28 protein-coding genes are annotated in these 25,666 nt (G+C 55.9%); 8 read left to right on the forward strand and 20 right to left on the reverse strand.

Annotated elements, in window-relative coordinates:
* Nucleotides 1–110: 110 nt before the first annotated feature.
* Both LKE08_RS04975 and LKE08_RS04980 read right to left on the reverse strand, forming a co-directional pair.
* Entirely contained in the window at nt 111–254 is a 144-nt protein-coding gene (locus LKE08_RS04975) for an element excision factor XisI family protein (protein WP_324703091.1), read from the reverse strand.
* Between the two features lie 55 nt (nt 255–309).
* Complete coding sequence (locus LKE08_RS04980) at nt 310–1,542, reverse strand: DNA cytosine methyltransferase (RefSeq protein ID WP_324703092.1); 1,233 nt, start codon at nt 1,540–1,542, stop codon at nt 310–312.
* Between the two features lie 226 nt (nt 1,543–1,768).
* Between LKE08_RS04980 and LKE08_RS04985 the strand changes: the two genes are divergently transcribed.
* Together LKE08_RS04985 and LKE08_RS04990 are read left to right on the forward strand one after the other, a co-directional pair.
* Nucleotides 1,769–2,653 carry a YihY/virulence factor BrkB family protein gene (locus LKE08_RS04985; protein WP_324703093.1) on the forward strand — a complete coding sequence of 295 codons (885 nt, stop codon included), beginning with the start codon at nt 1,769–1,771 and terminating at the stop codon, nt 2,651–2,653.
* A 70-nt stretch (nt 2,654–2,723) separates the two neighbouring features.
* Entirely contained in the window at nt 2,724–2,981 is a 258-nt protein-coding gene (locus LKE08_RS04990) for a 2TM domain-containing protein (protein WP_324703094.1), read from the forward strand.
* A gap of 186 nt (nt 2,982–3,167) precedes the next feature.
* Here LKE08_RS04990 and LKE08_RS04995 read toward each other — a convergent pair whose 3' ends face one another.
* A complete protein-coding gene (locus LKE08_RS04995; protein WP_324703095.1) occupies nt 3,168–3,833 on the reverse strand; it encodes a Uma2 family endonuclease in 666 nt (221 codons plus the stop codon).
* A gap of 228 nt (nt 3,834–4,061) precedes the next feature.
* Between LKE08_RS04995 and LKE08_RS05000 the strand changes: the two genes are divergently transcribed.
* Both LKE08_RS05000 and LKE08_RS05005 read left to right on the forward strand, forming a co-directional pair.
* Nucleotides 4,062–4,373 carry a DUF3181 family protein gene (locus LKE08_RS05000; protein ID WP_324703096.1) on the forward strand — a complete coding sequence of 104 codons (312 nt, stop codon included), beginning with the start codon at nt 4,062–4,064 and terminating at the stop codon, nt 4,371–4,373.
* Between the two features lie 29 nt (nt 4,374–4,402).
* Entirely contained in the window at nt 4,403–6,115 is a 1,713-nt protein-coding gene (locus tag LKE08_RS05005; RefSeq protein ID WP_324703097.1) for a trypsin-like peptidase domain-containing protein, read from the forward strand.
* 353 nt (nt 6,116–6,468) lie between these two features.
* On the opposite strand, the gene LKE08_RS05010 is transcribed toward LKE08_RS05005, so the two are convergent.
* From LKE08_RS05010 to LKE08_RS05050, 9 genes are all read right to left on the reverse strand, one after another.
* Complete coding sequence (locus LKE08_RS05010; RefSeq protein ID WP_324703098.1) at nt 6,469–6,909, reverse strand: SH3 domain-containing protein; 441 nt, start codon at nt 6,907–6,909, stop codon at nt 6,469–6,471.
* Nucleotides 6,910–6,975: 66 nt separating this feature from the next.
* Nucleotides 6,976–8,487: an AAA family ATPase gene (locus LKE08_RS05015; protein ID WP_324703099.1), complete on the reverse strand. Its 1,512-nt coding sequence runs from the start codon at nt 8,485–8,487 to the stop codon at nt 6,976–6,978.
* A 130-nt stretch (nt 8,488–8,617) separates the two neighbouring features.
* Nucleotides 8,618–9,121 (reverse strand): YceD family protein, encoded by a 504-nt coding sequence (locus tag LKE08_RS05020; RefSeq protein WP_324703100.1) that lies wholly within the window; start codon nt 9,119–9,121, stop codon nt 8,618–8,620.
* Between the two features lie 35 nt (nt 9,122–9,156).
* Entirely contained in the window at nt 9,157–9,633 is a 477-nt protein-coding gene (locus LKE08_RS05025) for a R3H domain-containing nucleic acid-binding protein (RefSeq protein ID WP_324703101.1), read from the reverse strand.
* An 8-nt stretch (nt 9,634–9,641) separates the two neighbouring features.
* On the reverse strand, nt 9,642–10,829 hold the full coding sequence (gene yidC / locus LKE08_RS05030) for a membrane protein insertase YidC (RefSeq protein ID WP_324703102.1): 1,188 nt from the start codon (nt 10,827–10,829) through the stop codon (nt 9,642–9,644).
* Between the two features lie 117 nt (nt 10,830–10,946).
* Nucleotides 10,947–11,339, reverse strand: a complete 393-nt coding sequence (locus LKE08_RS05035) for a PH domain-containing protein (RefSeq protein ID WP_324703103.1) — start codon at nt 11,337–11,339, stop codon at nt 10,947–10,949.
* Entirely contained in the window at nt 11,311–11,700 is a 390-nt protein-coding gene (gene rnpA, locus LKE08_RS05040; protein WP_324703104.1) for a ribonuclease P protein component, read from the reverse strand. Before rnpA ends, LKE08_RS05035 begins: the two co-directional genes overlap by 29 nt.
* Before the next feature lie 74 nt (nt 11,701–11,774).
* Nucleotides 11,775–11,912, reverse strand: coding sequence for a 50S ribosomal protein L34 (rpmH, locus tag LKE08_RS05045; protein ID WP_324703105.1), 138 nt, complete (start codon nt 11,910–11,912; stop codon nt 11,775–11,777).
* Nucleotides 11,913–12,121: 209 nt separating this feature from the next.
* On the reverse strand, nt 12,122–12,631 hold the full coding sequence (locus LKE08_RS05050; RefSeq protein ID WP_324703124.1) for a DUF2808 domain-containing protein: 510 nt from the start codon (nt 12,629–12,631) through the stop codon (nt 12,122–12,124).
* Nucleotides 12,632–12,948: 317 nt separating this feature from the next.
* Here LKE08_RS05050 and LKE08_RS05055 point away from each other — a divergent pair, with 317 nt between their 5' ends.
* The 3 genes from LKE08_RS05055 (at nt 12,949) to LKE08_RS05065 (ending at nt 15,996) form a co-directional block, all read left to right on the forward strand.
* Complete coding sequence (locus LKE08_RS05055) at nt 12,949–14,094, forward strand: Re/Si-specific NAD(P)(+) transhydrogenase subunit alpha (RefSeq protein ID WP_324703106.1); 1,146 nt, start codon at nt 12,949–12,951, stop codon at nt 14,092–14,094.
* A 199-nt stretch (nt 14,095–14,293) separates the two neighbouring features.
* Nucleotides 14,294–14,590 (forward strand): NAD(P) transhydrogenase subunit alpha, encoded by a 297-nt coding sequence (locus tag LKE08_RS05060; protein WP_324703107.1) that lies wholly within the window; start codon nt 14,294–14,296, stop codon nt 14,588–14,590.
* Nucleotides 14,587–15,996 carry an NAD(P)(+) transhydrogenase (Re/Si-specific) subunit beta gene (locus LKE08_RS05065; protein WP_324703108.1) on the forward strand — a complete coding sequence of 470 codons (1,410 nt, stop codon included), beginning with the start codon at nt 14,587–14,589 and terminating at the stop codon, nt 15,994–15,996. Before LKE08_RS05060 ends, LKE08_RS05065 begins: the two co-directional genes overlap by 4 nt.
* 285 nt (nt 15,997–16,281) lie before the next feature.
* On the opposite strand, the gene LKE08_RS05070 is transcribed toward LKE08_RS05065, so the two are convergent.
* The 4 genes from LKE08_RS05070 to btpA form a co-directional block, all read right to left on the reverse strand.
* A complete protein-coding gene (locus tag LKE08_RS05070) occupies nt 16,282–16,485 on the reverse strand; it encodes a hypothetical protein (RefSeq protein ID WP_324703109.1) in 204 nt (67 codons plus the stop codon).
* A gap of 277 nt (nt 16,486–16,762) precedes the next feature.
* A complete protein-coding gene (locus tag LKE08_RS05075; RefSeq protein ID WP_324703110.1) occupies nt 16,763–18,889 on the reverse strand; it encodes a CHASE2 domain-containing protein in 2,127 nt (708 codons plus the stop codon).
* Nucleotides 18,890–19,324: 435 nt separating this feature from the next.
* Nucleotides 19,325–20,257: a vitamin K epoxide reductase family protein gene (locus LKE08_RS05080; protein WP_324703111.1), complete on the reverse strand. Its 933-nt coding sequence runs from the start codon at nt 20,255–20,257 to the stop codon at nt 19,325–19,327.
* 84 nt (nt 20,258–20,341) lie between these two features.
* On the reverse strand, nt 20,342–21,211 hold the full coding sequence (gene btpA / locus LKE08_RS05085; protein WP_324703112.1) for a photosystem I biogenesis protein BtpA: 870 nt from the start codon (nt 21,209–21,211) through the stop codon (nt 20,342–20,344).
* 254 nt (nt 21,212–21,465) lie between these two features.
* On the opposite strand from btpA, the gene LKE08_RS05090 reads away from it, so the two are divergent.
* Nucleotides 21,466–22,386, forward strand: coding sequence for an SGNH/GDSL hydrolase family protein (locus LKE08_RS05090; RefSeq protein WP_324703113.1), 921 nt, complete (start codon nt 21,466–21,468; stop codon nt 22,384–22,386).
* A 160-nt stretch (nt 22,387–22,546) separates the two neighbouring features.
* On the opposite strand, the gene LKE08_RS05095 is transcribed toward LKE08_RS05090, so the two are convergent.
* From LKE08_RS05095 to LKE08_RS05110, 4 genes are all read right to left on the reverse strand, one after another.
* Nucleotides 22,547–23,614, reverse strand: a complete 1,068-nt coding sequence (locus LKE08_RS05095; RefSeq protein WP_324703125.1) for a Gfo/Idh/MocA family oxidoreductase — start codon at nt 23,612–23,614, stop codon at nt 22,547–22,549.
* Nucleotides 23,615–23,855: 241 nt separating this feature from the next.
* Nucleotides 23,856–24,209 carry a phenylpyruvate tautomerase MIF-related protein gene (locus LKE08_RS05100; protein ID WP_324703114.1) on the reverse strand — a complete coding sequence of 118 codons (354 nt, stop codon included), beginning with the start codon at nt 24,207–24,209 and terminating at the stop codon, nt 23,856–23,858.
* 178 nt (nt 24,210–24,387) lie between these two features.
* Nucleotides 24,388–24,867, reverse strand: a complete 480-nt coding sequence (locus tag LKE08_RS05105) for a flavin reductase family protein (protein WP_324703115.1) — start codon at nt 24,865–24,867, stop codon at nt 24,388–24,390.
* A 142-nt stretch (nt 24,868–25,009) separates the two neighbouring features.
* Nucleotides 25,010–25,666, reverse strand: coding sequence for a cupin domain-containing protein (locus tag LKE08_RS05110; RefSeq protein WP_324703116.1), 657 nt, complete (start codon nt 25,664–25,666; stop codon nt 25,010–25,012).

Raw genomic sequence — 25,666 nt, forward strand, 5'->3', positions numbered from 1 at the left:
GATGCCTGTGCTACGCTATTCACAGGCAAGATGCCTGTGCTACGCTATTCACAGGCAAGATGCCTGTGCTACGCTATGAGTTAAACAACTAAATACGCCGCGATCGCCGTTCAAGCCACCGTCGTCAGTTGATCGGGGTCGTTCTCGGTATCGTAGATTGTAAACTGTTCGAGATCCCCGTAAGACAGTTTGTATCGACTGTGTTCCGCCAGCACCTTCTGAATCAACTGGCGGTATGGGTTTAATTGTTTCATTGCAAGCTATATTGACAATGAATTGGCAATTTTTATTATGGTATTTTTGACTTGTTTAAAACAAACTCAGTTGAACGAATTCCGGAGATTTAGAGTCATTATTTCGATAATTAAAGGCTTGGGCGCGAATGTCTTTAATATCTCGGATTTTGCCGATGCGATCGCAGTCTTTCCGAGAGTCATCCAACTTTAAAATTGCCTCCCCCAACGCCTTCGCCAACAGGGGTGGAACGGCATTTCCGATTTGTCGCCACTGCTGGGTTAGGGTGCCTTTAAAGATAAAATGGGGGGGGAACGATTGAATCGCCGCCGCCTCCCGGGGGGTCAAATAGCGGTCTTCTGTGGGATGATAGTAGGTGGTGCGGCTGGTGTTGATGGTGTTAGAACAGCGATCGCGATCGAGGCGTTTCAGTTTGGCTTCCCGAAACCGTTCTTCCCGCAGCGTTTTCCAGTCCACATCGAACCACAGTTCGGGGGGTAAATAGGCGGTTTGATCGCGTTCGTAGCGGATTTCTTTCCCTTCCGGAATGTGGCGGAGTCTGCGGCGTTCTAGGGGATTAGAAATTTTTGCTTTTTCGATATCGTGATTGTGACATTCTCCGTTATCTTCCAACCAATTCTCGAACGCCCAGCCGACGGTTCGGGCGGGGGGCAGGAATTGTAAATCGGCTTCGTTGTCTTGAAATTGCAGGTTTGGATAGAGATTTTTGACGCCGAAACGATTGCCCAGAAAGATTGTCCGTCTCCGCTTTTCGGGGACTCCGTAATGGTGGGCGGAGAGTACCCGCACATCGATCGCATATCCCAAATCGATGAAACTGCCGAGGATGGCTTTTAGGGTATTTTCGTTATTTCTGGATAGCAATCCGGTGACGTTTTCGACGATAATATAATCGGGTTTTAGGTCATCTACGACTCGGAGAAATTCCCGAAACAGGAAGTTGCGTTTGTCGTTGCGATCGTTGGCACCGATGGTGGAAAATCCCTGGCAGGGGGGGCCGCCGCAGATCAAGTCAACTTTGCGATCGCCGATCAATTCCCGAATTTCAGATGTCGAAATTTCCAACAAATCCCCGCAAATGGTTTTTGCATTCGGATGGTTGGCTTGAAAGGTTTGAATCGCTGCCTTGTCGAAATCCACACCCAACAAACACTCGAAACCCGCCATTTCCAAGCCGCAGGACATCCCCCCGGCGCCGGAAAATAGATCGATGACCGTTTTGGCTGGTTTGGTATTCATCGGGGCGATCGCATCTCGAATCCAAAATTTCGACCTATTATAGACCATAATTCAATGATTGGTAAAAAAATTGATGGCGGTGTCATCAATTGTTGTCCCCATCCCCGACAGATGATTTCAAGCGATCGCTCTCCCGGGCAATTTTCAGGAAACTCTATCAATTGACAGTTGCGGAATCTGGAAAACTGCTATAGTCTCAGATACGAGCCATTCTAGCACTCCAGAAGAGTGGGGCGATCGCCCGCCATTACCGCTGTTTACCGGGACTCCGGCCGTGAACCTAACTACCATCAAAAGTATCCTCCAAGAAACTCTGGCCGCTTGGCAAGAAGACAAAGTTCCCATCCTGGCGGCAGCCCTCGCCTATTACATGGTCTTTTCCCTCGCCCCCCTGTTGGTGATAATTATCGCGATCGCCGGTTTTATTGTCGGCGAAGCGACCGCCCGAGAAGAAGTCGTGGACAAAATCACGAAGGTGATGGGCGAACAGGGGGCCGAAGTGATTCAGAATGTCATTCAAAGTCAATTTGAACCCAGTTCCAGCATCATTGCGACCCTGATTGGTATCGCCACACTGATTTTTGCAGCCACCACAATTTTCGCCCAACTTAAACAGGCGTTAAATATCATTTGGGGAGTCGAATTGAAACCCGGACAGGGCATCTGGGGATTCATCCGCAGCCGCATCCTCGCCATTTTCATGGTATTGGGAATCGGTTTTATCCTGCTACTTTCTCTGATCGTCAGTTCGGTTCTTTCCGGAATTAATGATTGGTTGGGACAGGTTATTCCCGTGCCAACTCTTGTGTGGTCTATCACCGATAATGTCATCACTTTTATTCTAATCACCCTGTTATTCGGACAAATTTATCGGGTCTTGCCGGACGTTAAAATTGCCTGGGCGGATGTGGGAGTCGGGGCGGCGATCACCGCCGTTTTATTCATTATCGGCCGGACGTTGATCGGGTTGTATTTGGGTAACGCCGGAGTCGCCTCGGCTTACGGGGCGGCGAGTTCTTTTATCGTCCTCCTGCTGTGGATCTTCTACTCCGCCCAAATTTTTCTGTTGGGGGCGGAACTGACGAAAATCTGGACGCGGCGGTACGGTTCCCAGATCCGGCCCAATTCAAACGCGGTTCTGGTGGATGATAATAATTAGAATGGGCAAACAATTCGCCCCAATTGCCACTAAAATAGGGGGTTGAACAAGTGTTGAGGATATCAATTCAATGCCTCCCCGTTGGCCCCGCGAACCCGATCGCAAAGACCCCGCCTTCCGCCGTCTGGACGATCGCATGAATTTTGCCGTCCACGTCGCCATTTTCGCCGCCTGCAATTCGGGACTGTGGTTTTTTCACAATCTCGCCAAAGCCACCTGGCCCTGGGCGGTGTGGGTGACGGGCGGTTGGGCTTCCCTGTTGTTGATTCACGCCATTTACATTTTTGCGATCGCCGATTATTCGGCCCCGTCCCCCAGCAAAGAATGAGGGAAAAACCCCGTTTCTGACACCCCGGTTCTGACCCCTCAGTTTCTTTAAATGGGGGGTTGGGGACTATCATTGACGAAAAGCGATCGTCTTTTATCCCATTCATGTCTGGAGAAATTCGGGTTAAAGAAGCCCAGAAAATCCGAGAACAGAGTTGGCTTTATTACACAATCGCTTTTCTCTCTCTCACCGGTCCGAAGACTCCGGATAGAGGGTTTGCCAACGCCGTCTCAAAGCCCGCATCGCCCCGACTTCATCCTCTCTGGCTGTGGTCAGAAAATCGTAAAGCCATTCCTTCGGAACTTGGGGAAACGTGGGGCTGCGATCGCATTCCCGATACACCCCGGACAGCAACTGATAAATCCGCCACACCTGTCCGTCAAATCGCCACAATTCCGGCACGCCCAAACTCGCGTAAAACTGATTTTTGGCGATATCCGTGTTTGTAATATCCACTTCTACCACCAAATCCGGCGGCGGATCTTGGGAAAAATCTACATTGCGTCCCTTCACCAAGGGCTGATTTTGAAAGTAATAAGCGTTGTCTTGTTCCACCCCTTTTTTGAATTTTGGATAATTCATGGTGGTCGATCCCATCGTCTTCATGGGTAGCCCCAATAATTCGACTAAAATGACAATAAATCGCTCGATCAAACAGCGGGCAAATTCATGATCTTCCAAGGGCATGGTGATTTCAAGTATTCCGTTATCATAGATCAAGCGAGATCCCCGAGATTGGGGTAAGATTTCCAATATTTGCAAATAGCCCTCCCAATCGATGCCACGAAAAACCACCCGTCGCTCTCCTTGGGGTTGTAATCTGGCTGGGGGTTCTAGGGGGGTGAGGGTCATGTTTTTTGAGTGATTGAAATGATGGGGCGATGCGTTACGCTTCGCTAACGCATCCTACAAAATCATATTATAATCGAAGGGAGAAATCTGGGTTCCCATCCCTCGGATCGGCTGATGCGATGATTCCTTCCCATCCCCCACCCAAGATTGAGGGAAAGGACGATCGCCCGATGTTAAGCTAGAATCCAACAAAATCGGATAATAGTCCTCACTCACGGGAGTTTCAAGATGTCCAGTTCCAGCAACACTGTCGCGATCGAAAAACTAGCCGCCAGCATCGGCGAAAATGTCTATATCGATATCGCCAAGTGGCATTTGTACCTCGCCGACGCCCACCTTCACACTACCATCGCCGAACAACTGTATCCGATGTTGGAAAATGGGGATGTCGAAGAACGTCAAGTCGTTGGTGTCCTCCAAAGTATCTCCGTCGAGTTGGGGGGAGGAAAAACGGGGGTGCCCCTAGCCAGCCTGATTCCGTCCGCCGTCGTGGGGGATCTGATGCGGGTTTTGGAGGAGTTCCGACGCGAAGAAATGTAGTGCGCGCGCCCCATCCCGACAAACCATTGATGAACCTCAAACCTATCCTCCCCACCCTTCTGGCTATCACCTTGCAGGGGACGGGACTGCTGTTACTGAGTATCTCCCAAAACGGCTTCGCGACGCCGACTTTGGCCGAAACTGACACCGCCGCCCTCACCCCCGGCGAAATTAACGCGATCGCGGGAGAAATTACCGTCCGCATCGACGGGCCCCGGGGCGGATCGGGGGCGATCGTCGAAAAATCCGGCAATACTTACTACGTCCTCACCAACTGGCACGTCGTCAACCGGGTCGGGGATTACGAGGTGGTGACGCCGGACGGAGAGCGACATTTCGTCTACTACAGTTTAATCGAACGGATACCGGAGTTGGATTTGGCGATCGTCCCCTTCACCAGTTCGCAGCGGTATCGGGTGGGGACCTTTGCCGACTCCGATCGCGTGGGTGTGGGCTCCAAAGTCTACGTGGCGGGGTGGCCGCGATCGGGGGGCAGTTTGCGACAGCGGTTGTTTTTGAGCACCGCCGGGGAGGTGACGCACCGCCAACAAGGGAGTCAGGGTTACAGTTTAGTTTATACGAACCTGGTCCGTAGTGGCATGAGCGGGGGCCCGGTGTTGGACGAACGGGGGAACCTGATCGGCATCAACGGCATCGTCCAGTTCGGACTCGATCCGGATAGTATCGCGGCCGCCGCGATCGAAATTAATCGCTTTTTGGATTGGCGAAAAACGGCGACGTTGCCATCGGTGCCCACGGCAACGCCGGAAAGGACGGAGGAAGAAACGCCCACCGTGACGGCATCCCTTCCGATTTCTCCGGCTGAAAATGTCTCTTCTGACGGGGGGTTTGCTTTGGCGGCGAGTCTGCGGGAGGAGTCGGGACAGGTGATGACGATCGCGGTAACGGCTTCCTACGGCATCAGCGGCGGCAGCGATGGAAGCGTCTCCCTGTGGAATTTGGGGACGGGGGGGTTGAGGGCGTCGTTTCCGGCCCATTCCGGGGCGGTGAATGCGATCGCGGTGAGTCGGGACGGAAATATATTGGCGACGGCGGGGGACGACGGGGCGATCAAAATTTGGGATCTGCCGTCGGGGCTGGAAACGGGGACATTTTCCCCAAAACAGACCCTCGAAGGGCATTCCAACGCGGTGTTGGCGATCGCGTTGAGTCCCGACGGCCAAACCCTGGCGAGTGGGGGTTGGGATGGGACGGTGAAGGTGTGGGACGTGGAAACGGGGCAACTGTTGCGATCGCTGGCGGGACATTCTCAACTGGTGGGGGCGATCGCGATCGGTTCCGACGGTCAAATTTTGGCGACGGGAAGCCGGGACAGCACAGTTCGCCTGTGGAATTTGCAAACCGGGGAGGCGATCCGCACCTTGGAGGGACACGAGTTATCGGTGTTGTCGTTGGCGGTGAGTCCGGACGGGGAAATTCTCGCCAGCGGCAGTGCGGACGGGACGATCGCCCTGTGGCAGTTGGGGACGGGACAGCCGATCCGCCGTCTCGCCGGACACGGGGACGGGGTGTGGTCCGTGGCGATCGCATCGGACAACAAAACTTTGGTCAGCGGCAGTTGGGACCGGACGGTGAAAATTTGGGATTTGAGCACCGGGGAGATGCGGGGAAATTTGCGGGGACATACGGGTTACGTCACGGCGATCGGTATTTCTCCCGACGGTCAAACCATTCTCAGCGGCGACTGGGACGGTCAGGTTAAGGTTTGGAAAAGACCGTGATTTTCGTGGGAGGATTGAACGATCGGAATATCATTTTTGAGGCGAGAATTTGCACAAATTTCATTGGAATCATTTGCCAGTCACACAAATGAACGACACACGAACGTGCGACTTGTCAAAAATTTGTCAATCTTGATACAAGTAAAAAACATACAGATGAGAGTTCGGGGTCGAAATTAGATCGTACCGAAGATTTTTTTTGGCGATCTATCCCGAGACTTTGTATTTTTGATCATTCCAGGATTGGCATCTAACTGATCCGAGGGGGGAGTCGGGAGAAGAAAAGTTAATGATCAATTATCGATTCTTCCCCACACCCCGAGAGCGTCTGTCCGCCCAAAAAGCGGCTCGGATTAATTGATCGCTTCCGTGTTGCCGCCCTTCACCCAACCGGTGCGCTCGTCATCATCGGGAACCCGAACCCGCTGCCACGCTTGATCTGCGCTCTCTTCCAAAACGATCACTTCTTCTTCGTATCCTATACCACCGATGCGGTTGGCATCGAGGCTGGGGCTGTCCCGGAGAATCAGCCCGATGGGCTGAACCACGATCGCCCGGTAGGCCCCCTCCTCCAATTCCGGCGTGGGTTCGGGCGCAGGTGCGGGGTTCGATGCCGGTTCCGCCGCGGTGGTGGCCGCGGTGGTGGCGGGTTTGTCGTTGGAGAAAGTGGGCCGTTCGGGGAGTTCCGTCAACCGGGCGGCAAAATACAGCGCCGCCGCGATACTCGCCCCCGCCAAAATCAGCAGGGCGAGGATAAACCCGACGAGAAACTTAAAGATGCCGTATAGGTTCATAGAGCGAGAAGTGCCGATGGTCATGCGATCGCGAACAGTCCAAGTGCATGGATATCATAGCCGATTTTACCCCTGAAGACGCCGGGTGAGGCTATCTTGCCGGGACGCCATCCGCGCTTTCCCAGCCGCGGCCCAATCCTGCAGCAGTTGGATCTGGTCCCGGGCCGTCCGGGCCAGCGGCACCATCTGGCTGGCGGCTTCCAAAATATCCTCGGTGGTGAAGTCCCGGTTTTGGCTGAAGCCGATGTGCATGGCCTCGATTAAACTCTGTTCGATTTCCGCCCCGGAAAAATCGGGGGTTTCGTAGGCGAGGCGGGAGAGATCGTAATTTTTGAGGCCCTGGGGCCGCAATTTGGTCAGGTGCACCTCGAAAATCGCCTTGCGCTCGTCCTGGTTGGGCAACCCGACGAAAAAGATTTCGTCGAAGCGCCCCTTGCGGAGAATTTCCGGCGGCAGCGCCTGGATGTTGTTAGCCGTGGCTACCACGAACACGGGGGAGGTTTTTTCCGCCAGCCAGGTGATGAAGGTCCCGAACACCCGGCTCGTCGTCCCCGCGTCGCCCTTGCCGTCGGCGCCGGCGAAGGCCTTGTCGATTTCGTCGATCCAGAGGACACAGGGCGCCAGGGCTTCGGCCAGTTGGATCATCTGGCGGGTGCGGGACTCCGACTCCCCCACCAACCCGGCGAACAGCCGCCCCACGTCCAACCGCAGCAAGGGCAGGTGCCAGTGGTGGGCGATCGCTTTTGCGGTCAGGGATTTGCCCGTCCCCTGAATCCCCACCAGCAGCAACCCCCGGGGGTAGGGGAGGCCGTACTGTCTCGCCCGCTCGGAAAAGGCCCCGCCCCGCCGCAGCAGCCAGTCCTTGAGGTTGTCGAGGCCGCCGATGTCGGAGATATTTTCTCGGGCGGGGTAGAAGTCCAAAATCTGGGTCTGGCGGATGGTTTGGCGCTTTTCTTCCAGGATCAGTTCCACGTCGTCGGGTTGGAGTTCCCCGTGGGTGGCGATCGCTTTGGCGAGGATGCGCCGAATGCGCTCGATGGAGAGGCCCTGGAACGATCGCACCATCTCGTCCAGCAGCCGGGGTTCCAGGCGGTGTCCCGTCGCCGTCAGCAGCCGTTCCACCTCGGTGGAAATCGTATCGCGATCGGGCAGCGGAAACTCCAGCACCGTCAGCACTTCGCTCAGGTCTTCGGGGATGGCGATTTGGGGGGCAATAATGGCCAAATTTTTGGGCTGGGATTTGAGCCGTCGGGCTAGGTTGCGGATCTTCCGGGAGATGGAAATATCCTCCAAAAATCGGTGGAAGTCCCGAAAAATGAAGATGGCGGGGGTGGAGTCCGGGACTTTTTCCACGAATTCCAGGCCTTGCAGGGGGTTGCGGGTCGCCATGCCGATATCGTTGGGGTTGCCTTCCTGATACCCCTCGACGAAATCCCAGACGTAGACGGCCCGGTTTCCTTGGGTTTTGGCGGCCTGTTTGATGGTCTGTTCGACGCGCTCCTCCTCCAATGTGGGAATGTAGATTAGGGGGTAGCGCGATCGCAGCAGCAGTTCAAACTCCTGGCTGAATTGGGTCATTGATGTTTGTCCACAGATTTCGCAGATGGTCGCAGATTATTTGTTGTTGGGGCGACGGTCGCCGGAAAATTCATGGATAATTGTCAATTTTTCCCGACTCCCGACTCCCGACTCCCGACTCCCCCAAAAACTAGCCGGACAGTTGTTGCTTCAGGGCTTCGAGTGCGGCCCAGCGGCGATCAACGCCGGATTCCGAGGAGTCCGGCGTCGAGGATTTGGGCGGTTCGCACGGACCCTCGCAGAGTTGGCGTTGGGGCAGGGCCAGACACAGTTGTTGGTACAGCCAATCGCCGGGATCGAAATGGCCGTTGGGGGAGAGGGTTTCTACGAGGTCTTCAAAGGCGACCTCGACTTCTTCTCCCCCCTGAGAGCGATCGGCTGAGGCATCCAACCACAGGGGTTCGGACGTGTCGATTTTTAGGCGGTGGTTGTACTGCTTCAGACAGCGATCGCAGGTGAGGGTGACGATCGCCTCGGCCCGCCCCCACACGTCCAAAAAGGTGGTCTTGTAGGTGACGCGCAGGTGGCCCCGCACGGGGGTCAGGGTTTCCAAACCGGGGAGAAATTCCTCGAACTGAAATTCCACCGTCCGCCGGGGTGCTTTGAGCAGGTGAGGGATGTAAATGGACTCCATAGTGGTCGAATCCCCGCTTCCATTTGCAATGATATTCAGGATTTCATCTTGATCACCAGGCGGCGATCGGGTTCGGTGCCCTGGCTGTAGGTTTCGATGTCCTCGCTGTCTTTGAGGATATTGTGGATCAGCCGCCGTTCGACGGAGGAGAGGGATTTGATTTCCAACTCGATCCCCGTCTGCCGCACCTGGGTGGCGGTATTTTCTGCCAGGGCTCGCAGTTCTTGGTAGCGGCGCGATCGGTATCCGTTCAACTCCACGGTGTAAGCCGTTCGGGCACCTTCTTCTTTCCCCAGGTTGAGGATGGTGTTGATCAGGTACTGCATGGCATCGAGGCCTTCGCCGTTCGCCCCGATCAACTTGGCGATCTGTTCGGGGGTCAAAGATGTGTCTTCGATGGTCAGCCAGCAGGCCTCTTCGACCTCCGAAGGGACGACGTTACTCGAAATGCCCCCGAGTTTAAGAAGTTGTTCCAGCCACGCTTTGGCCGGATCGATTTGAGTCTGATCCATTGCTCGCCTTACGCTTTTTTCTTGGGATGTCCGGGTTCAAAGGGGAGGGAAGCCCGTCCGCTTTCTGTTTTCTGGCCTTTCTTGTCTTTTTTGTCGCCTTTACCGCCGGTTTTGGCGTTGGCGTTGGACTCTTCGACGATTTTCTGGAGATTTTCCGGCAGCGGCTCCCGGGAGAGGATGAAGGACTGCACCGTTTGGAAAATGTTGGCGATCAGCATATACAGCAGCACTCCGGCCGGCAGGGGGAAGAAGAAGAACATCCCCGTAAATAAGACCGGCGTCAGCTTGTTGACCGTATCCTGTTGGGGGTTGGCGCCGGACGCCTGATTTTGCCCCGAGAGGACTTGGTTGAGGTACAGGCTGATCCCGAATCCCAGGATCATGCCCACGATATCCCAGTGGATTTTGCCGTCGTCGTCGAAGGCACCGACCCGTCCCAGGGCGTCGATGAACAGGAAGCCCTTGTCGGCGGCGATGCCTTTGAGCGTCCCTTGTACGGTGACTTCCCCGGCTTCGAGGGCGACCAAATTGCCGCGATCGTCGATGCGGACTTTATCTTCCCCGTTCGTAATCGTCCAGTGGGGTTCGATTTTGGCATCTTCGTAGGTGGCGAGCTGCGATCGCAGGTTCTCGCCCTGGGCCGTTTCAAATTGGAGCTGGGTTTTTTGTCCGACCGCGAGGCGGTTGCCGTTGGGAATGACGGCTAAAACCGAGGAATGCACGCCGTCGGCGACGTAGACGTTCTGGGGTTTGGTTTTGTAAATTTGGGGTTGAATTTGCTCGATCTGTTCCTGGGGGAAAATTTGCACGTCAACGGTGTAGTTGACATCGGAGAAGGGTGATCCCCGCAGTGTGGCGAACAGGGCGAACAGGATGGGCATCTGGAGGAGCAGGGGAAAGCAGCCGGAGAGCGGATTTCCGAGTTCTTTGTAGACTTTGCTCATCTCCTCCCGCTGTTTGACGGGGTCATCTTTGTAGAGCTTTTGGATTTTGTCCACCCGCTCTTTCATCAGCGGCTGCGTCACTTTCATGCGCCGCATATTCCGGATCGACCCCGCGTTGAGGGGGTAGAGTGCGAAGCGGATCACCAGGGTCAGGGCGACGATCGCCAACCCGTAACTCGGCACGATCCCGTAAAAGAAATCCAGGATCGGCAACATCAAATTGTTCGAGAGAAACCCAATACCAAAGTCCATGCGTCAAGAGTTAACCTAGCTGCTTGATTATTTATACAAAATTTAGAATCCCGGGCGGATGACACCGTGGGTGAGAATTGACCGGGCGCGTCTCGGGGGGCTGATCGCGGGTGCGGTTCACTGGCCGATCGCCCCCGGCGCCCGCCCCTGTTTCTGGGCAATCTTCTCGCTGATGTAGTCGTAAATTTCACGAAATCGCGGGACGGCTCGGAGTTCGAGGCGATTTCCATTTTTCAGGGTCAGCACCATGTCCCCCCAAATTCCCAACCCCCGGGGCACTTTGGCGATGCTGACGATTTCCGAGTAGACGACATCGGTGCGATCGCGCCCCATCCAACCCCCGATCACGGACACCCGCCGGTTGGTGATCCGGTAGCGCAGCCACAGCGCCCGCACGATCGCCCCCACGGTCAGGGGCAGGCCGATCACCGTAAATCCGATCAACACGTTGAGAATCAAATCTCCGATGTGGGGGCCGCCTTCATAAAAGCTCTCCTCCCGAATGCCCATTTAAAACCTCTGCCTGTGCTAACAACTGTTCTAATTCTTGCAGAAATTCTGCATAATTGCACCCGACCGCCGTCGGTTTGACGACGATCGCGACATCCCAACCGGGGGAAATGTGGGGCAGCAACTCGCGCAGGACGGCTCGAATTTGTCGTTTGATCCGATTTCGGCGGGCCGCCCGTTTGCTGACTTTCTGACTGATGGAAATCCCGAACCGACTCGCCCTTTCGGCTTCGCCGTCCGGTTCCGGGCCGGGTCGCTTCAGCGCCCTCAGCGTCAGATGGGGGGTTTTGCGGTGCACGCCGCGAGTGTAAACCGCTTTGAAATCCTTCCGATTGCGGAGTCGATTCGCCTGGGGCAACATGACAATTTTAAATGCATCGGGCCGAGTTGACTCGCCCGATTCTCGATTTTCGCCCTATCCCCGACACCCGAATGTCAGACGGACAGCCGGGCGCGGCCTTTGCTGCGTCGGGCTTTGATCACGGCGCGGCCGTTGCGCGTCCGCATCCGCACCCGAAAACCGGAGACTCTCTTCCGCTTCCGACTCGTCCCCTTCAGCGTCTGTTGAGCCATCTGTCAATCCTCCCAGTCGATCTTAAAAATCACAATCCACAATTTTATCACAGGCTGGGAGTCGGGAATCGGGAGTCGGGAGTCGGGAGTCGGGAGTCGGGAGTCGGGAGCGGGGAATTTTAGATTTTAGATTCTCCGGTCGCCTCCGGTCGCCTCCGGTCGCCTCCGGTCGCCTCCTGTGCCCCCCTGCCTCCCCTGCCTCGATCTAATTAGTCGATGCTCAACACCCAAGTCCCGACGTACCGTAACATGGGCACATCCCCGGGGGTGCGGATGTTGGCGTTGAAGTGGTACATCCCGCCAAAGTTGGGATTTTTCACGTTGGACAGGACGATTTCGAGTTTCTGGCCGGCCGGGATGGGTTCGGCGGGGTAAATTTCGATGAAGTGGTTTTCTTCGTCCCAGACCACCTCATCCAGGGGGATGGATTCCCCGCCGATGCGGATTTCGATGCGGTCGGGGTCGAATTTCCCTTCGTAATAGTCGGGGTAGGAAATCGAAACCAGGGCCACCGCCAAGTTTAATTTGTTGGCGGGGATTCTCAGCTTGTAGCGGTCCCAGCGGCCGGCTTGGCCGCTTTGCAGGTAGAAGTTGAGGAGGTTGGCCCGCTCCGGGCCGCCGAAGATGGTGATCCCCGGCGTTCCTTGGGAGAGGGTGAGGGTAGGAAAGCCGGCTAACACACAGCCGGCGAGGGCGAACCCGGATAGCAAACGGCGCATCATAATATTCACTCCTGTAACAATTTGAGATTTTGTCTGGTAATTCTGAACTACATAAAGACAAGTTAAAGATCTGAATCGAGCGAGATGATTCCCATATAGGATGCAAAATTAGAAACTCATTTTGACACAACCGAGAGTCCCGTGTCGAGCCATCCAGCATGAGAAGTTGAATTGACCCGATCGCCTCCATTTCGCCAAGCTGCCCCCGGTGCTGGCCCCGGCGACTTGAAGCCAGTAAATTTGCCAACCCCATCGAGACGAATTCCTCCTGTATCATCCCATCCGAAGTGAATCCTAGACAGCAAGGAGCGTGTATGAAAATTGCGATCGCCAGAGAACTGGCTGTTAATGAACGCCGCGTCGCCCTCATCCCCGATGTGGTCGCCCGACTGGTCAAACAGGGCCTCGAAATTTGTGTCGAGGCCGGGGCCGGGGAAAAGGCTTTTTTCTCCGACGCCCTCTATGAGGAAGCCGGTGCGAAAGTGATCGCCGACTCCGGCCAACTTTGGGGGGAGGCCGACGTCCTCCTCAAGGTGAGTCCGCCCGAACCGGACGAAATCGGCAAATTGCGGGAAGGGGGAATTTTGATCGGATTCCTGAATCCCCTCGGAGATCCGGCCCTGATCCAGAAATTGAGCGATCGCCGGGTGACGGCCCTGAGCATGGAGATGGTCCCCCGCACCAGCCGCGCCCAGAGCATGGACGCCCTGTCCTCCCAGGCGAACATCGCCGGGTACAAGGCCGTCCTGATCGCCTCGGCTAACCTGCCCAAATACTTCCCCATGCTCACCACCGCCGCCGGCACCATCCGGCCGGCTAAGGTACTGATCCTCGGCGCCGGGGTGGCGGGGCTCCAGGCGATCGCGACGGCCCGCCGTCTGGGGGCGATCGTGGAGGCCTTCGACATCCGCCCGGAAGTGAAGGAGCAGGTCCAGAGTTTGGGGGCCAAATTTGTCGATGTCACCCTCGAAGAAGATACCGTCGCCGAGGGCGGCTACGCCAAGGAAATCTCCGAGCAGGCTAAACAGCGCACCCGGGAAGTCCTGACCGAACACGTCGCTGCTTCTGATGTCGTCATCACCACGGCCCAAGTTCCCGGCAAAAAGGCCCCCGTCCTTGTCACCGCCGACATGGTGGCCCAAATGAAGCCCGGATCGGTGATCGTGGACTTGGCCAGCGACCAGGGCGGCAACTGCGAGGGTTCCGAAGCCGGTAAGAACGTGCAGAAAAACGGCGTCACCATCATGGGCCCGATCAACCTGCCCGCCTCCATGCCCGTCCACGCCAGCGAGGTGTACGCCAAAAACCTCTCGGCCTTGCTGAAGCTGATGGTCACGAAGGAAGGGGAACTCGACCTCAACTTTGAAGACGACATCATCGAGGGCGCCTGCGTCACCCACGGCGGCGAAATTCGCTCGGAACGGGTGAAGCAGGCTTTGGGGGTCGCGGTGGGTCAATAAGCCCCATCCAACCGCCATTGAGCCCTTCTCCGATCCCCCGCCCGATCGAGTTGTGGCAATCAGCGATCGCAACAGATTTCCGATCAAAAAAATAGTTCGATCCAAACGATTTGAGCGGACAGGATATCAGTTCGGCGGCGGGAAAGGATAACCCGACCGACATCGATTTCATCATTCACGAACAACACATTTCGCACATATGACGACAGAAACACTCATTTCCGCTTTATTTGTTTTTGTCCTGGCATCATTTGCAGGATTTGAGGTGATCACCAAAGTGCCACCGACGCTGCACACGCCTCTGATGTCCGGCGCCAACGCCATCTCCGGAATTGCCGTTTTGGGGGCGCTGATCGTTGCCGGGGAGCAGAATTGGAGCATCACCGTGATTCTCGGTTTAATCGCCGTCGTGCTGGCGACTGTCAACGTGGTGGGTGGCTTTTTAGTCACCGACCGGATGCTGCAAATGTTCAAGAAAAAGGAGGCTAAGGCATGAGTACCTTTTTGCCGACGGGCATCGAGTTAAGTTATTTGGTGGCGGTTGCCCTGTTTTTCTTCGGACTGAAAAAGTTGGGATCTCCGGCGACTGCCCGGGACGGAAATTTGCTGGCATCCATCGGGATGCTGATCGCGATCGTCGCCACCCTGCTGAATCAGCAGGTCTTGAATTACGTCATGATTTTGATCGCGATCGCCGTCGGGTCTGCCATCGGTGCGATCGCCGCCTACAAGGTGGAAATGACCGCCATGCCCCAGATGGTGGGCCTGTTCAACGGCTTCGGCGGCGCGGCCTCCGCGTTGGTCGCCGTCGGGGAGTTCTGGCGGTATCTCGCCACGGCCGACTCCCCCCCCCTGCCCACCACCGTCACCGCCGTCCTGGGGGTCTTGATCGGGGGCGTCACCTTCACCGGATCCCTAATCGCCTTCGCCAAATTGCAGGGCATCATGAGCGGTTCCCCGATTCTTTTCCCCCTGCAACAGCCCTTCAACGTCGCCCTGTTGGTGGCGTTTCTGGCGGGGAGCGTTTACATCTGCGTATCCCCCTTCAACGTCCCCGTTTTCCTCGGTTTGGTGGGCATTTCCCTGGTGCTGGGGGTGCTGTTCGTCATCCCCATCGGCGGGGGCGATATGCCGGTGGTGATCTCGCTGTTGAACTCCTTCTCCGGTTTGGCGGCGAGCGCGGCGGGTTTCGTGGTCATGAATAACCTGCTGATCATCGCCGGTGCCCTGGTGGGGGCGTCCGGGATCATCCTCACCATCATCATGTGTAAGGCGATGAACCGGTCCATCACCAACGTCCTGTTTGCTGGGTTCGGCACGGGAGAGGGCTCGACGGCGGTGGCGTCGGGTTCCGGCGGTGCGACGGATAAAACCGTCCGCAACATCGACCCGGAAGAGGGGGCGATGATGTTGGGTTACGCCCGCTCCGTGGTCATTGTTCCCGGTTACGGGATGGCCGTCGCCCAGGCCCAGCACTCCGTCAAGGAATTGGTGGATATGCTCGAATCTCTGGGGGTGGATGTGAAATATGCCATCCACCCGGTGGCCGGACGGATGCCGGGACACATGAACGTTTTGCTGGCCGAGGCGAACGTGCCTTACCCGCAGTTGTACGATATGGACGACATCAACCCCCAATTCGACCAGACCGACGTGGCTTTGGTGATCGGGGCGAATGATGTGGTGAACCCGGCGGCGCGGGAGGATAAGAATAGCCCCATCTACGGGATGCCGATCTTGGATGTGGACAGGGCGAAGCACACGATCGTCATCAAGCGCAGCCTCAGCACTGGATTTGCGGGGGTTGATAACGATCTGTTTTACAAGGATAAAACCATGATGTTATTTGGCAGCGCCAAGGACATGGTTGCTAAGTTGGCTTCGGAAGTGAAACAGCTCTAATTTTCGGTTTTTATGAGCGTGTTTTGCCCCCGATTGTTCTGACTTTTTGTTAGGGCGATCGGGGGTTTTTTTGAGGAGGCTGAAAAGCTTTATACAGAATTGGGAAATATAGAGTGGGCAACTAACTGTCGAGAACGGCTACAAGCTTTGGGCGGTGTTTAATGGGCAATTAATATAAACTTTTAGGGGTGACAAGAAGCCTGAAAAAAGGATAAATTGGGCAGACAAACCCCTCCCCACGTTTCACGGGTCGGGTTCGTGAAAACGAGACTCAGCCGGACAGATTTACCGACTCCCCCCCGCGTCTCCGTCGGGTACGCCGTTCACGGGCGGATCTTGGTTGCAGATGGAAGAGTCGAAAGGAGTCAGACAAATTGTAGATGTTTCGCCTTGGGTCAGTTCGGTTTCAGCCCGGACGGCGATCGCCAGATTGAGTTGAATCCCGATCGCGAGGGCGAAGAGAGTTGTCAGTTTGAGCAAGCACCCCATAGCGGATAAACCTCTGTTAGCTCGATCGCTTGATAGCCGGTCGGTTAGCCGGTCCCTTTCCCTGTTTCACTCTCAGTATACTCAGTGATTTTACGGATGTCTCCCCGAAGCGCGTGTCGATCCGATTGACAAGGGCAAGAGCGGCCCATTGTCAAGGATTGGGAGTATGTTAAGAATTGTTAAGTTTAACGATATAAATACCCAACCCTTAATATACCCCAGGGAACCAACCGACAGCAAGTCCGCCGTCTCGATCCCGAAAGCCCCAACGCCACGGTCAAGGCTCGGCAAATTCGTACCCCCCGCCGGGATATTGCCGTTTAGCGCGATACATGGCGCCGTCCGCCTTTTGGATCAAAGTTTCCCGATCGCGGCCGTGAACGGGATACAAGCCGATGCCGATACTGGTACTCACCCGCAGCAGATGTCCCTCAACTTCCGCATCTTGGCCGATGCTGTCCAAAATTTTGTCGGCGACCCGGGCCGCGTCGGCCTGACTCGGAATCCCGGGAAGAATAACCGTGAACTCATCTCCGCCGAGGCGGCACACCGTATCGCTGGCCCGCAGACAGTCTTGCAGGCGTCCGGCCACCAACTGGAGGAGGGCATCGCCGACCAAGTGTCCCAAAGTATCATTGATGCTTTTAAAATGGTTGAGATCGAGAAACAGCAGGGCGACCCATTTATTTTGAGCGTCGGCCCACTGCAGGGATTGAGTCAAACGTTCTTCAAAAAGTTTGCGATTGGGCAAATGGGTGAGCGGGTCGAGGTCGGCGCGGCTGCGGAGGGCCGCTTCGGATTTTTTCCGCTCCGTAATATCGCGGATTACCGCGACCAGAAATTGGTTGCCCGCGGCATCCTTGTGGAGCGATCGCTTCGTCGCGATCCAGTGTTCTTTGCCATAAAAATCGGTCAATTTTTCCTCGTTTTCCAATTCCCAAGTGGTGTGAAAAGACTGCTCATCTTGCCCCCAGAAAACGTCCGCTTCCGACCGGGAAAATAATTCGTAGTCCGTCCGGAGCTGAATTTTGTCCGCGGGCAGGCCGACCAGGCGGGCGTAGGCCTTGTTGACGACAATTTTTTGATGGTTTTTATTTTTGACATAAATCGGGTCGGGAATCGTATTGATCACGCTATTTAAAAAATCGGTCGATCGCTTCAATTCCTCCTGCAAATGTGCCAGGTGAGCCATGACGACCACGGCCGAACCACCGAGGGCCAGCAGGGGGGGAAAGACAGGGACCCACCAACCCCCCAGAAGTGCCAAGTAACCGCCGCCGACAATCCCGACGCCGATGAGGAGAATCATGGTTGTCGAACGATAAGGCGATCGCAATTTCCAACACAAACAGGCCCCCACCCCCGACCAGCCCAAAATCCACAGCCATTCGACCGCCTCCGGCCAGACATAAATCAGCGTCCGTCCGTCCAAAACGGCCGTCAAAATTTGGCTGAGAAAATTGGCGTGAAGTTCGACCCCGTACTGGCGCTTCGGCTGCTGAAATAAACTGCTGCTGTAGGGGGTGAAGTGCAGATCTTTGATACTAAAAGCCGTCTGGCCGATCAAAACGATGCGATCGCGGAACACAGTGGGAGAAACCTTCCCCTCCATCACATCCCGCATGGCAACCGTTTTAAACCCACCCCGGGGATTCCGAAAATTCGCCAACACTTGATAACCGGCATCGTCCGCTCTGATGTAGGGTCCGTCATTGGGTCTAAATTTCGGAAAAACGATATTTCCCCATTTCACCTCTTGATTGTCGGTGAGCTCCCGCGTCAAGCCCCGGGCTTCCAGCTCGATGGTCGCCAACTGGAGGGCAAAGCTCCGCCGGACTTCCCCCTCGGAATTGCCGGCAAATAACAGATTTCGACGCACCCGGCTATCGATATCAACCGCAAAATTATTGAATCCGATTTTGTCGCGATCGGCGAGAATCTGAGGCGGTGCAACTCCGGGAGCTGCCGGCATTTCAATCAGTTCGATGCCGATCAAGTTGGGGATGGTTTCAAAGGCTTGATTCAACGCTTCATGCCCCGTTTCGACCGGCAGATCTCGATATAAATCCAAACCGATCGCCCGGGGTCGATCCGCATTTATTTTTTGCAACAATTCGGCTAAAATTTTGTCAGAAATTGGGAAACCGTATGTCGCCAAATCCTTCTCATCGATCCCGATAATGACGATGCGATCCTCGGGGGCTTCGAGGGGACGCAGGCGGATAAAAAGGTCAAAAATCGCCAATTCGGAGATTTGCAACAGCCCCAAAACTCTCAGCAAAATGACCGCCGATCCGACCCCCAACGAAGTGACAAAAACGTGCTTTCGCCTTGTCAACTTGTGTTTCAGAGATGCCAACTTTTTGATCGGGGAAGGAGCCAGTCCCTTGAAGATTCTAAACATACGATCGCTTTTGCCACCTCTGAACAGGGATTGTTATTGATAGCAACCGCCGGAGCGGTTCCGAGATCGTCATGATGCTCAAACCGAGACGGTGAACTCTTTTTCTTCTCCTTGGTTTCCGGAGTTGTTGCCTTTTGGCTGCCATAGATTCACCCGACCCGGCGAGTCGTTCGATCTCGAGAGCCGTTCATCTCAATGTATGAAACGTTTTCTTCCGGAACGATAGCCATTCCGGAGAACTCGCGATCGCCTGAAAGTTCGGCGAGCTTCCGTTTCGGAAACCTTCGATGCGCTGTTCCCGAACTTCCTTTCCACCGACTTTGAATCGACGTAGATGCCCTTCCACTTTCTGTTATAGCACTGCCGATCTCGTTGTGGGCGATCGGTGTGGCGCGGCGGGCAGGTAATGGGGAATGGGCAATGGGATGGCGTTCTCTAAGGACGGGATTTTAAACCCAAATTTCCGATAAAATCTTGCCGTCCCTGATAGTCCGACAACTGGGCGAGTTCTTCCAATGCCAGCCGTCCGGTATAAAGTTGTCCGTCGATTTCCCAACTGGGATAGGCTTTGATTCCCGCGTCGCGGCAGAGTTGGGGTCGGGCGTTGTTGCCCTTCGGGTCGCATTCGACGTAATCCAACATGGAAAAAGCCTGACGGCCGAACAGTTGCTTCTGCTCGTAGCAGTGGGGGCACCAATAGGCGCCGTAGGTTTTGACCCCCATCTGCTTCAGGTGGCGGGCGAGGGAAAGTTCTGCCGGCCCGGAGGGGGTGGTAATCTGGCGACTGGCGAGCTGGGCGGTTTCGGTGGCGGTGGTCGGGGAACCCCCGTAGACGCCGAGGACGGTGACGAGAGCCACCATCGTCACCGCCACCCCGACCAGGGCTTGCAGTCCGAAATCTTCCCAGGAGCGGCCGACGAGGGTGAGGAGAAATAGGGTGGCGGAAAACGTCGCCGAGGCGATGCAGTAGGGGCACAGGGCGTGCAGTTCAAAGGCCAGCAGGTACATCAAGAACCCGCTCATCACGGCCATCGCCGTCCCCAGACCGAACATCGGCCACCAAGTCCAGCGGTTTAATTGGGCCCGCAGGGCTTTTTGACTGTCGGGGTTAGCCAGCCCGGGGGCGGCGGCCAGAGCGGCCATGCCGAGGTAAGCCAAAAACCCGAACAGGCTGATGGGCAGGCCGAAAACCGTCGCGTAGGAACTGTTGAGGACGTCGTGGCATCCCTGGGTGGGGCAGATGGCCGATCGCCCCAAGAGTTTCGCCCCCGTCAAATAGGCGGTTTCGATCGCGCCGAGAGTGGCGATCGCAAAAATGAGCGTCCGAGAATGACGATAAATCCACGGGGCAGACGGACTGGGAACCATAACAGACTGGGTGCAAATACAGGTGAGTTGAACTTCTCAGTTTCTCAGTGTAGCCGAATGTCCGGGGGCGCTCCCCTTTTCGGGTCAGGGCCGGGGATTTTTGACCGGGAATTCCGGCTCCGATGGCACGGTCCACTGGGACGGATCGCCCGGTTTGAGTCCCCGTTGCATGGCATCCACGAACTGGCCGACGCGACTCGGGTCGATGGGTTGGGTGATGCGGCCGTGGCGTTTCAGGGAGCTGGAGACGATCACCCCGTCTGCGGCTTGAATCAGGGTGGGGATATTTTCCCAGTTCGCCCCGCTGCCGATGAAGATGGGGGTACTCCCCGCCGCCGTGCGGGCGAGTTCGAGATCTTCGAGGCTGGGGGGGCTTCCCGTCGCCCAGCCCGACAGGATGATGCCGTCGGCCAGCGCCCGCTCGGTGGTTTCCCGGACGGCCGTCGTCAGGTTGGGAGACCCCAGGGGCCGGCCGTGCTTGACCAGGACGTCGGCCAAAATTTTGACGTCGCCGCCCAATTCCCGGCGGTAGCGCAGCAGTTCGTGGGCGTTGCCCTCGATCAGGCCCTGATCGGTCGCCATCACGCCGTTGAGCACGTTGACGCGGATGAACTGTGCGCCCACGCAGGAGGCGATCGCCAGGGCGCTCTGGGCGTCATTTCGCAGCACGTTGATGCCGATGGGGAGCGTCACCAGATTCATCAGGCGGTGGACGATTAGGGTCATGGCGCTGACGATCGCCGGGTTGACTTGCTCCTTGGCGAAAGGGGCGTCGAAGAAGTTCTCGACGATGATTCCGTTCACCCCCCCAGAGGCGAGGGCGGTGGCTTCCTGTTCGGCGCGATCGATCACCACTTTCAGATCTCCCCCCCATCGGGGAGATGTCGGGAGCGGCAGCAGATGGACGACACCAATAATTGGATTGTCAGTGTTGAAGATTTGATTTAAGTCCACGGGTTTACCTTAAACCACCAAAATGTTATAAACCATAGGTCCGAGCCGCAGGCTTGGCAAAGGCGGGTTGGCAATTCAGCTCACAACAGTTCAAAACCATATATTTTAGAATTTTATCGGTTCCCGTGACAGGATGGAAGAATTAGGGTGCAGGGTGCGGGGTGCGGGGAATTGTCCATCGGGGATTAGGGATTGGGGATTTACCCCGGCTCTTGGCCCTGACTCCCAGGTGTTTCGGGCGAGGAAGGAGGTTATTGGTGAGAATTTTGCTGATTGTCGTGGTTGGGGTTCTCGGCGCGATCGCACTCCTGGAAATCGGGTTGCGGCTGCTGTTCGGGTTCGGGAACCCCCCGATTTACAAGGCTGACGAGAAGATAGGCTATTTGCTCGCGCCGTCTCAGCGGACGCGGCGGATGGGCAACCGGGTCGAGATCAACGAATATTCCATGCGCGGATCTTCGCTCCGGCCGGCCCCCGACCCCGACACCCTGCGGGTGATGGTACTGGGGGATTCCATCGTCAACGGGGGGTGGTGGACGGACCAGGACGAAACCATCCCGGCGATGATGGCGTCCCTATCCCAGAAGCGTCAAAAGGGGGAGGCGGTGGAAGTGCTCAACGCTTCGGCCAATTCCTGGGGCCCGCCGAATCAGTTGGCCTACGTCCGACAATTCGGGTTATTTGACGCTTCGACGGTGGTGTTGGTGATCAATACCGACGACCTGTTTTCCAAACCGCCCGATCCGTCCGTGGTGGGGCGCGATCGCAACTATCCCGATCGCAAACCCCCCCTGGCGATTGTAGAGGTTTTCGATCGCTTCGCACCGTCCCAACCGCCGCCGGAATCGTCCCCTCCCGTCGCAGTGCCCCGGGACCCGGTGGGCTACAATTTGGATGCCATCCGGGAGATCAATGCGATCGCCACCCAAACCGACGCCCGATTCCGACTCGCCATGACTCCCCTGCGGCGGGAAATCGGCGAACCGGGTCCGAAGGATTACGAACTCAAGGCCCGCGATCGCCTCAAATCCCTGGCCGAAACGGAAAATATCGAATACATCGACTTTCTGCCGATTTTCAACGACCACCCCCAACCCGAAACCCTCTACCGAGATCACATCCACCTGAGTCCCGAAGGCAATCGACTGGTGAGCGATCGTTTAATTGATAATTGATCATTGATAATTAATTCACAATTATCGGTGTTTGAGCCGATTGATAACAGTGGGCGCTCCTCTGGTTACAGTTTCCTTGTTGTTAAAATCCCTGATTCTTTTTCCCCATCCAATTGACAATTGATAATGTTTTGAATTATCAATTGTCAATTATCAATGGTCAATTGATCTGAACCGTCGGGGAACTGAGATGGTATCCGGCATCCTGGGGGTTCCAAACCCGGCCGTCGAGGGCCATCTGTTCGATCAGACTCGCCAACCGCAGGGCTTTGAGAGCCTGTTCGCCGCCCACCGAGGGCTGATTTCCCCCCCGAACGCAACTGACGAAATGCTCCAACTCGGCGTGGAGGGGTTCGATATTGCTGGTGTGAACCTTTTCAATCAACCCGTCCTGGCGGTAGAGAACCTGGCCGTAATCCGTGACGTAATTCGCCGTCGTTTGGCGGTGGATCAAAATCTCGTTATTGAGAAAATCCGCCTCCGTCAGCGAGTTTTTGCAGTGGGCGACGATCGATCGCAACTTCCGGTGGGTGACTTTGCTGGCGGTGAGTGTCGCGACGATGCCGCTGGAAAATCCCAACGTCGCGGTCACATAATCCAGATAACCCGAATCCGAGGCTCGGCTGCCGCTGGCCGTCAGTTTCACCACCGGGGCGGCGACCAACTCCAACAATAAATCGATGTCGTGAATCATCAAATCCAACACCACCGAGACATCGTTGGCCCGGTCGGAGTAGGGACTCATCCGGTGGGCCTCCAGGGCCAACAACTCCTCGGTTTTCAGAACTTTGCTCAGTTCCCCGAAGGCCGGATTGAACCGCTCGATATGTCCGACTTGCAGAATTCGCTGGTATTCCGCCGCCGCGTTGACGAGGGATTCGGCCTCCGAAATACTCGCCGCGATCGGTTTTTCGATCAAGACGTGCACCCCCGCCTTCAGACAGGTCATCCCGACGGAGTAATGCAGGCGAGTCGGAACCGCCACGCACACCGCATCGACGTGCTCGAGCAGATCTCGATAATCTTCAAAAAAACGAACTTGATATTTGCTGGCGGTGTCGAGTCCCCGTTCGACATTGATATCGGAAACCCCCACCAGCCGTACATCCTTGAGCAAACTGAGGACCCGCGTGTGATGCTGCCCCATGTTGCCCACACCAATGACCCCAATCCGCAGGGGGTCGAGTTGACCCCGACCGGAACCAACGCTTGAATATCCTAATGCCATGCGATCGCGCACTCCTGGAATCTCCTCCACCACGGACACGAGGCTCTGTCGCCTCTATTGGTCCTGCAAATCCACCCAGATACTATCACAGCCTTCTCTTTTGTAAAGAATCTCTAAGTTGAGTCGTTCTTCGCGGCGGAGGGTTCCTTGGCGGACCCGAATCGGGAATTGGGAGTCGGGAGACCAAAAATCAATGGTCAATTGTCAATTGTCAATGGTCAATTCTTCCCGACACCCTAGTTTATCCGAACGTGCTGCCGTTCCAGCCCCACATCGATCGCTCGGCGTCGGCAAATTCGATGTAAATCCGATTGGCGGGAACGCCCAGGGCCGCACCCACTTTCTCGCAGAAATCCTTGCTCATGGCTTTGGTCGTCTGGGGGGTGATGTTGCCGATGCTCTTGATTTCCATGTAACAGACCGGGTCTGTCGTTCCCCCGAAGGTCATGGGGACGTCCGGCTCGAAGGCCGTCATGACGTAGGATTCCGGTTTGCTCAGGTGCTTGGCCAGGGATGCCGAGAGATCTTTGAGCAAACTTTCCACGTCGGATTTTTCGGGTTGGGGAATGGAGGTTTTGACTTTAATTAAAGGCATGGTTCGCTTGTCTGAACTGTGTTCTACCGCAAGAATTGCTCGTGCTGCGTGCGGGGAATGGGGAATGGGGAATGGGGAATGGGGAATGGGGAATGGGGAATGGGGAATGGGGAATGGGGAATGGGAACCGGCAACCGTATCAGGTTGCCCCTACACCCCACACCCCACATCCCAATTCTTAGCCGCCGTAATTCCAGCCGGTGCTGGCCAGGTTGAGAATTTCTCCCTCCCGGTGGACACCGGCGGCGATGACTTCTCCGACGAAGACGGAGTGATCGCCTTCTTTGACGCTGCCGACGACCTTGCACTCGATGTAACCCAGACAGTCGGAGAGGATGGGACAGCCGGTTTCGCCGAGTTGAAATTCGAGATCCTCAAATTTGTTGCCCACCAAACGCTGGGGTTTGAAGAATTTCTGGGCGATGTCCTTTTGTCCGAGTTCCAGGAAGCTGAGGGAGAAGACCCCGCTGGCCTCGATCATGGCGTGGGATTTGGAGTCGTTGCGGACGCAGTTGACCACCAGGGGGGGTTTGAAGGAGGATTGCATCACCCAACTGGCGGTGAAGCCGTTGATCTCCTCGCCGTCCTTCACGCCGCAGATGTAGAGGGCGTGGGGCATTTTACGCAGAATCGTTGTTTTCGCTTGTTCGTCTAGCACGGGTCATTCAGTCCGAGTGATCTTACATTGACCTAGTGTAGCGGTCATCGGGTGGGAAGTAGAAACCGGGTTTCTTCGGGACAATCGGGTGAGGGAGGAGCGACTCTGGTAGAAACCCGGTTTCTTGGCAATGTGGGGTTTCCTATGATTCGGGTAAAAACCGCAGGCCGTAGCGACCGGCAATTTCTTCGATCTGCGATCGCGGCGGGGGCCGATCTTTGGGCAGGCGATCGACTTCGATAAAAAATCGCTCGAAACCGGCGGGAATCATGGTATTCATCGTCACCCCCGTCTCCGTTCCAATATTCCGAAACCGGTGGGGAATGCCTCGGGGTAGGTGTACTAAATCCCCTGTTTCTGCAATGACTTTTTCATCCCCACGGTGGAATTCGTAGATCCCCGATTGAATGTAGAATAACTCATCTTCGTAGGTGTGGACGTGCAGGGGAGGCCCGCCTTCTGGGGGGGTGGCAGTGACGACGACGGCGTATTTACCATCTGTCTGTTCGCCGGTGACTTTTCCGACAATTTCCAGACCGAAAATTCTCCAGACGGTTCCCGCTTCGGTATCGACTAAAAAGGGGGTTTCTGTCGCCGGAGTCGTGTCAATTTGATGGGCGAATAGGGTGCACGGGATCGATAGGGCGATCGCAAATAACCAAAAGCGCCGCCTGAACGAGTATCGGATGGGTTTCATGCTCTGCTCTGGATGGGTGGGACTCTCATCAATTTTAGCCCGATCTGTCAGTTTGATCGCATTTTTAAGGCGATCGCACGTTTCGGTTGACCAGTCCGTCAA

The sequence above is a fragment of the Lyngbya sp. CCY1209 genome (assembly GCF_035615495.1).
Taxonomy (GTDB): Bacteria; Cyanobacteriota; Cyanobacteriia; order Cyanobacteriales; family Microcoleaceae; genus Limnospira.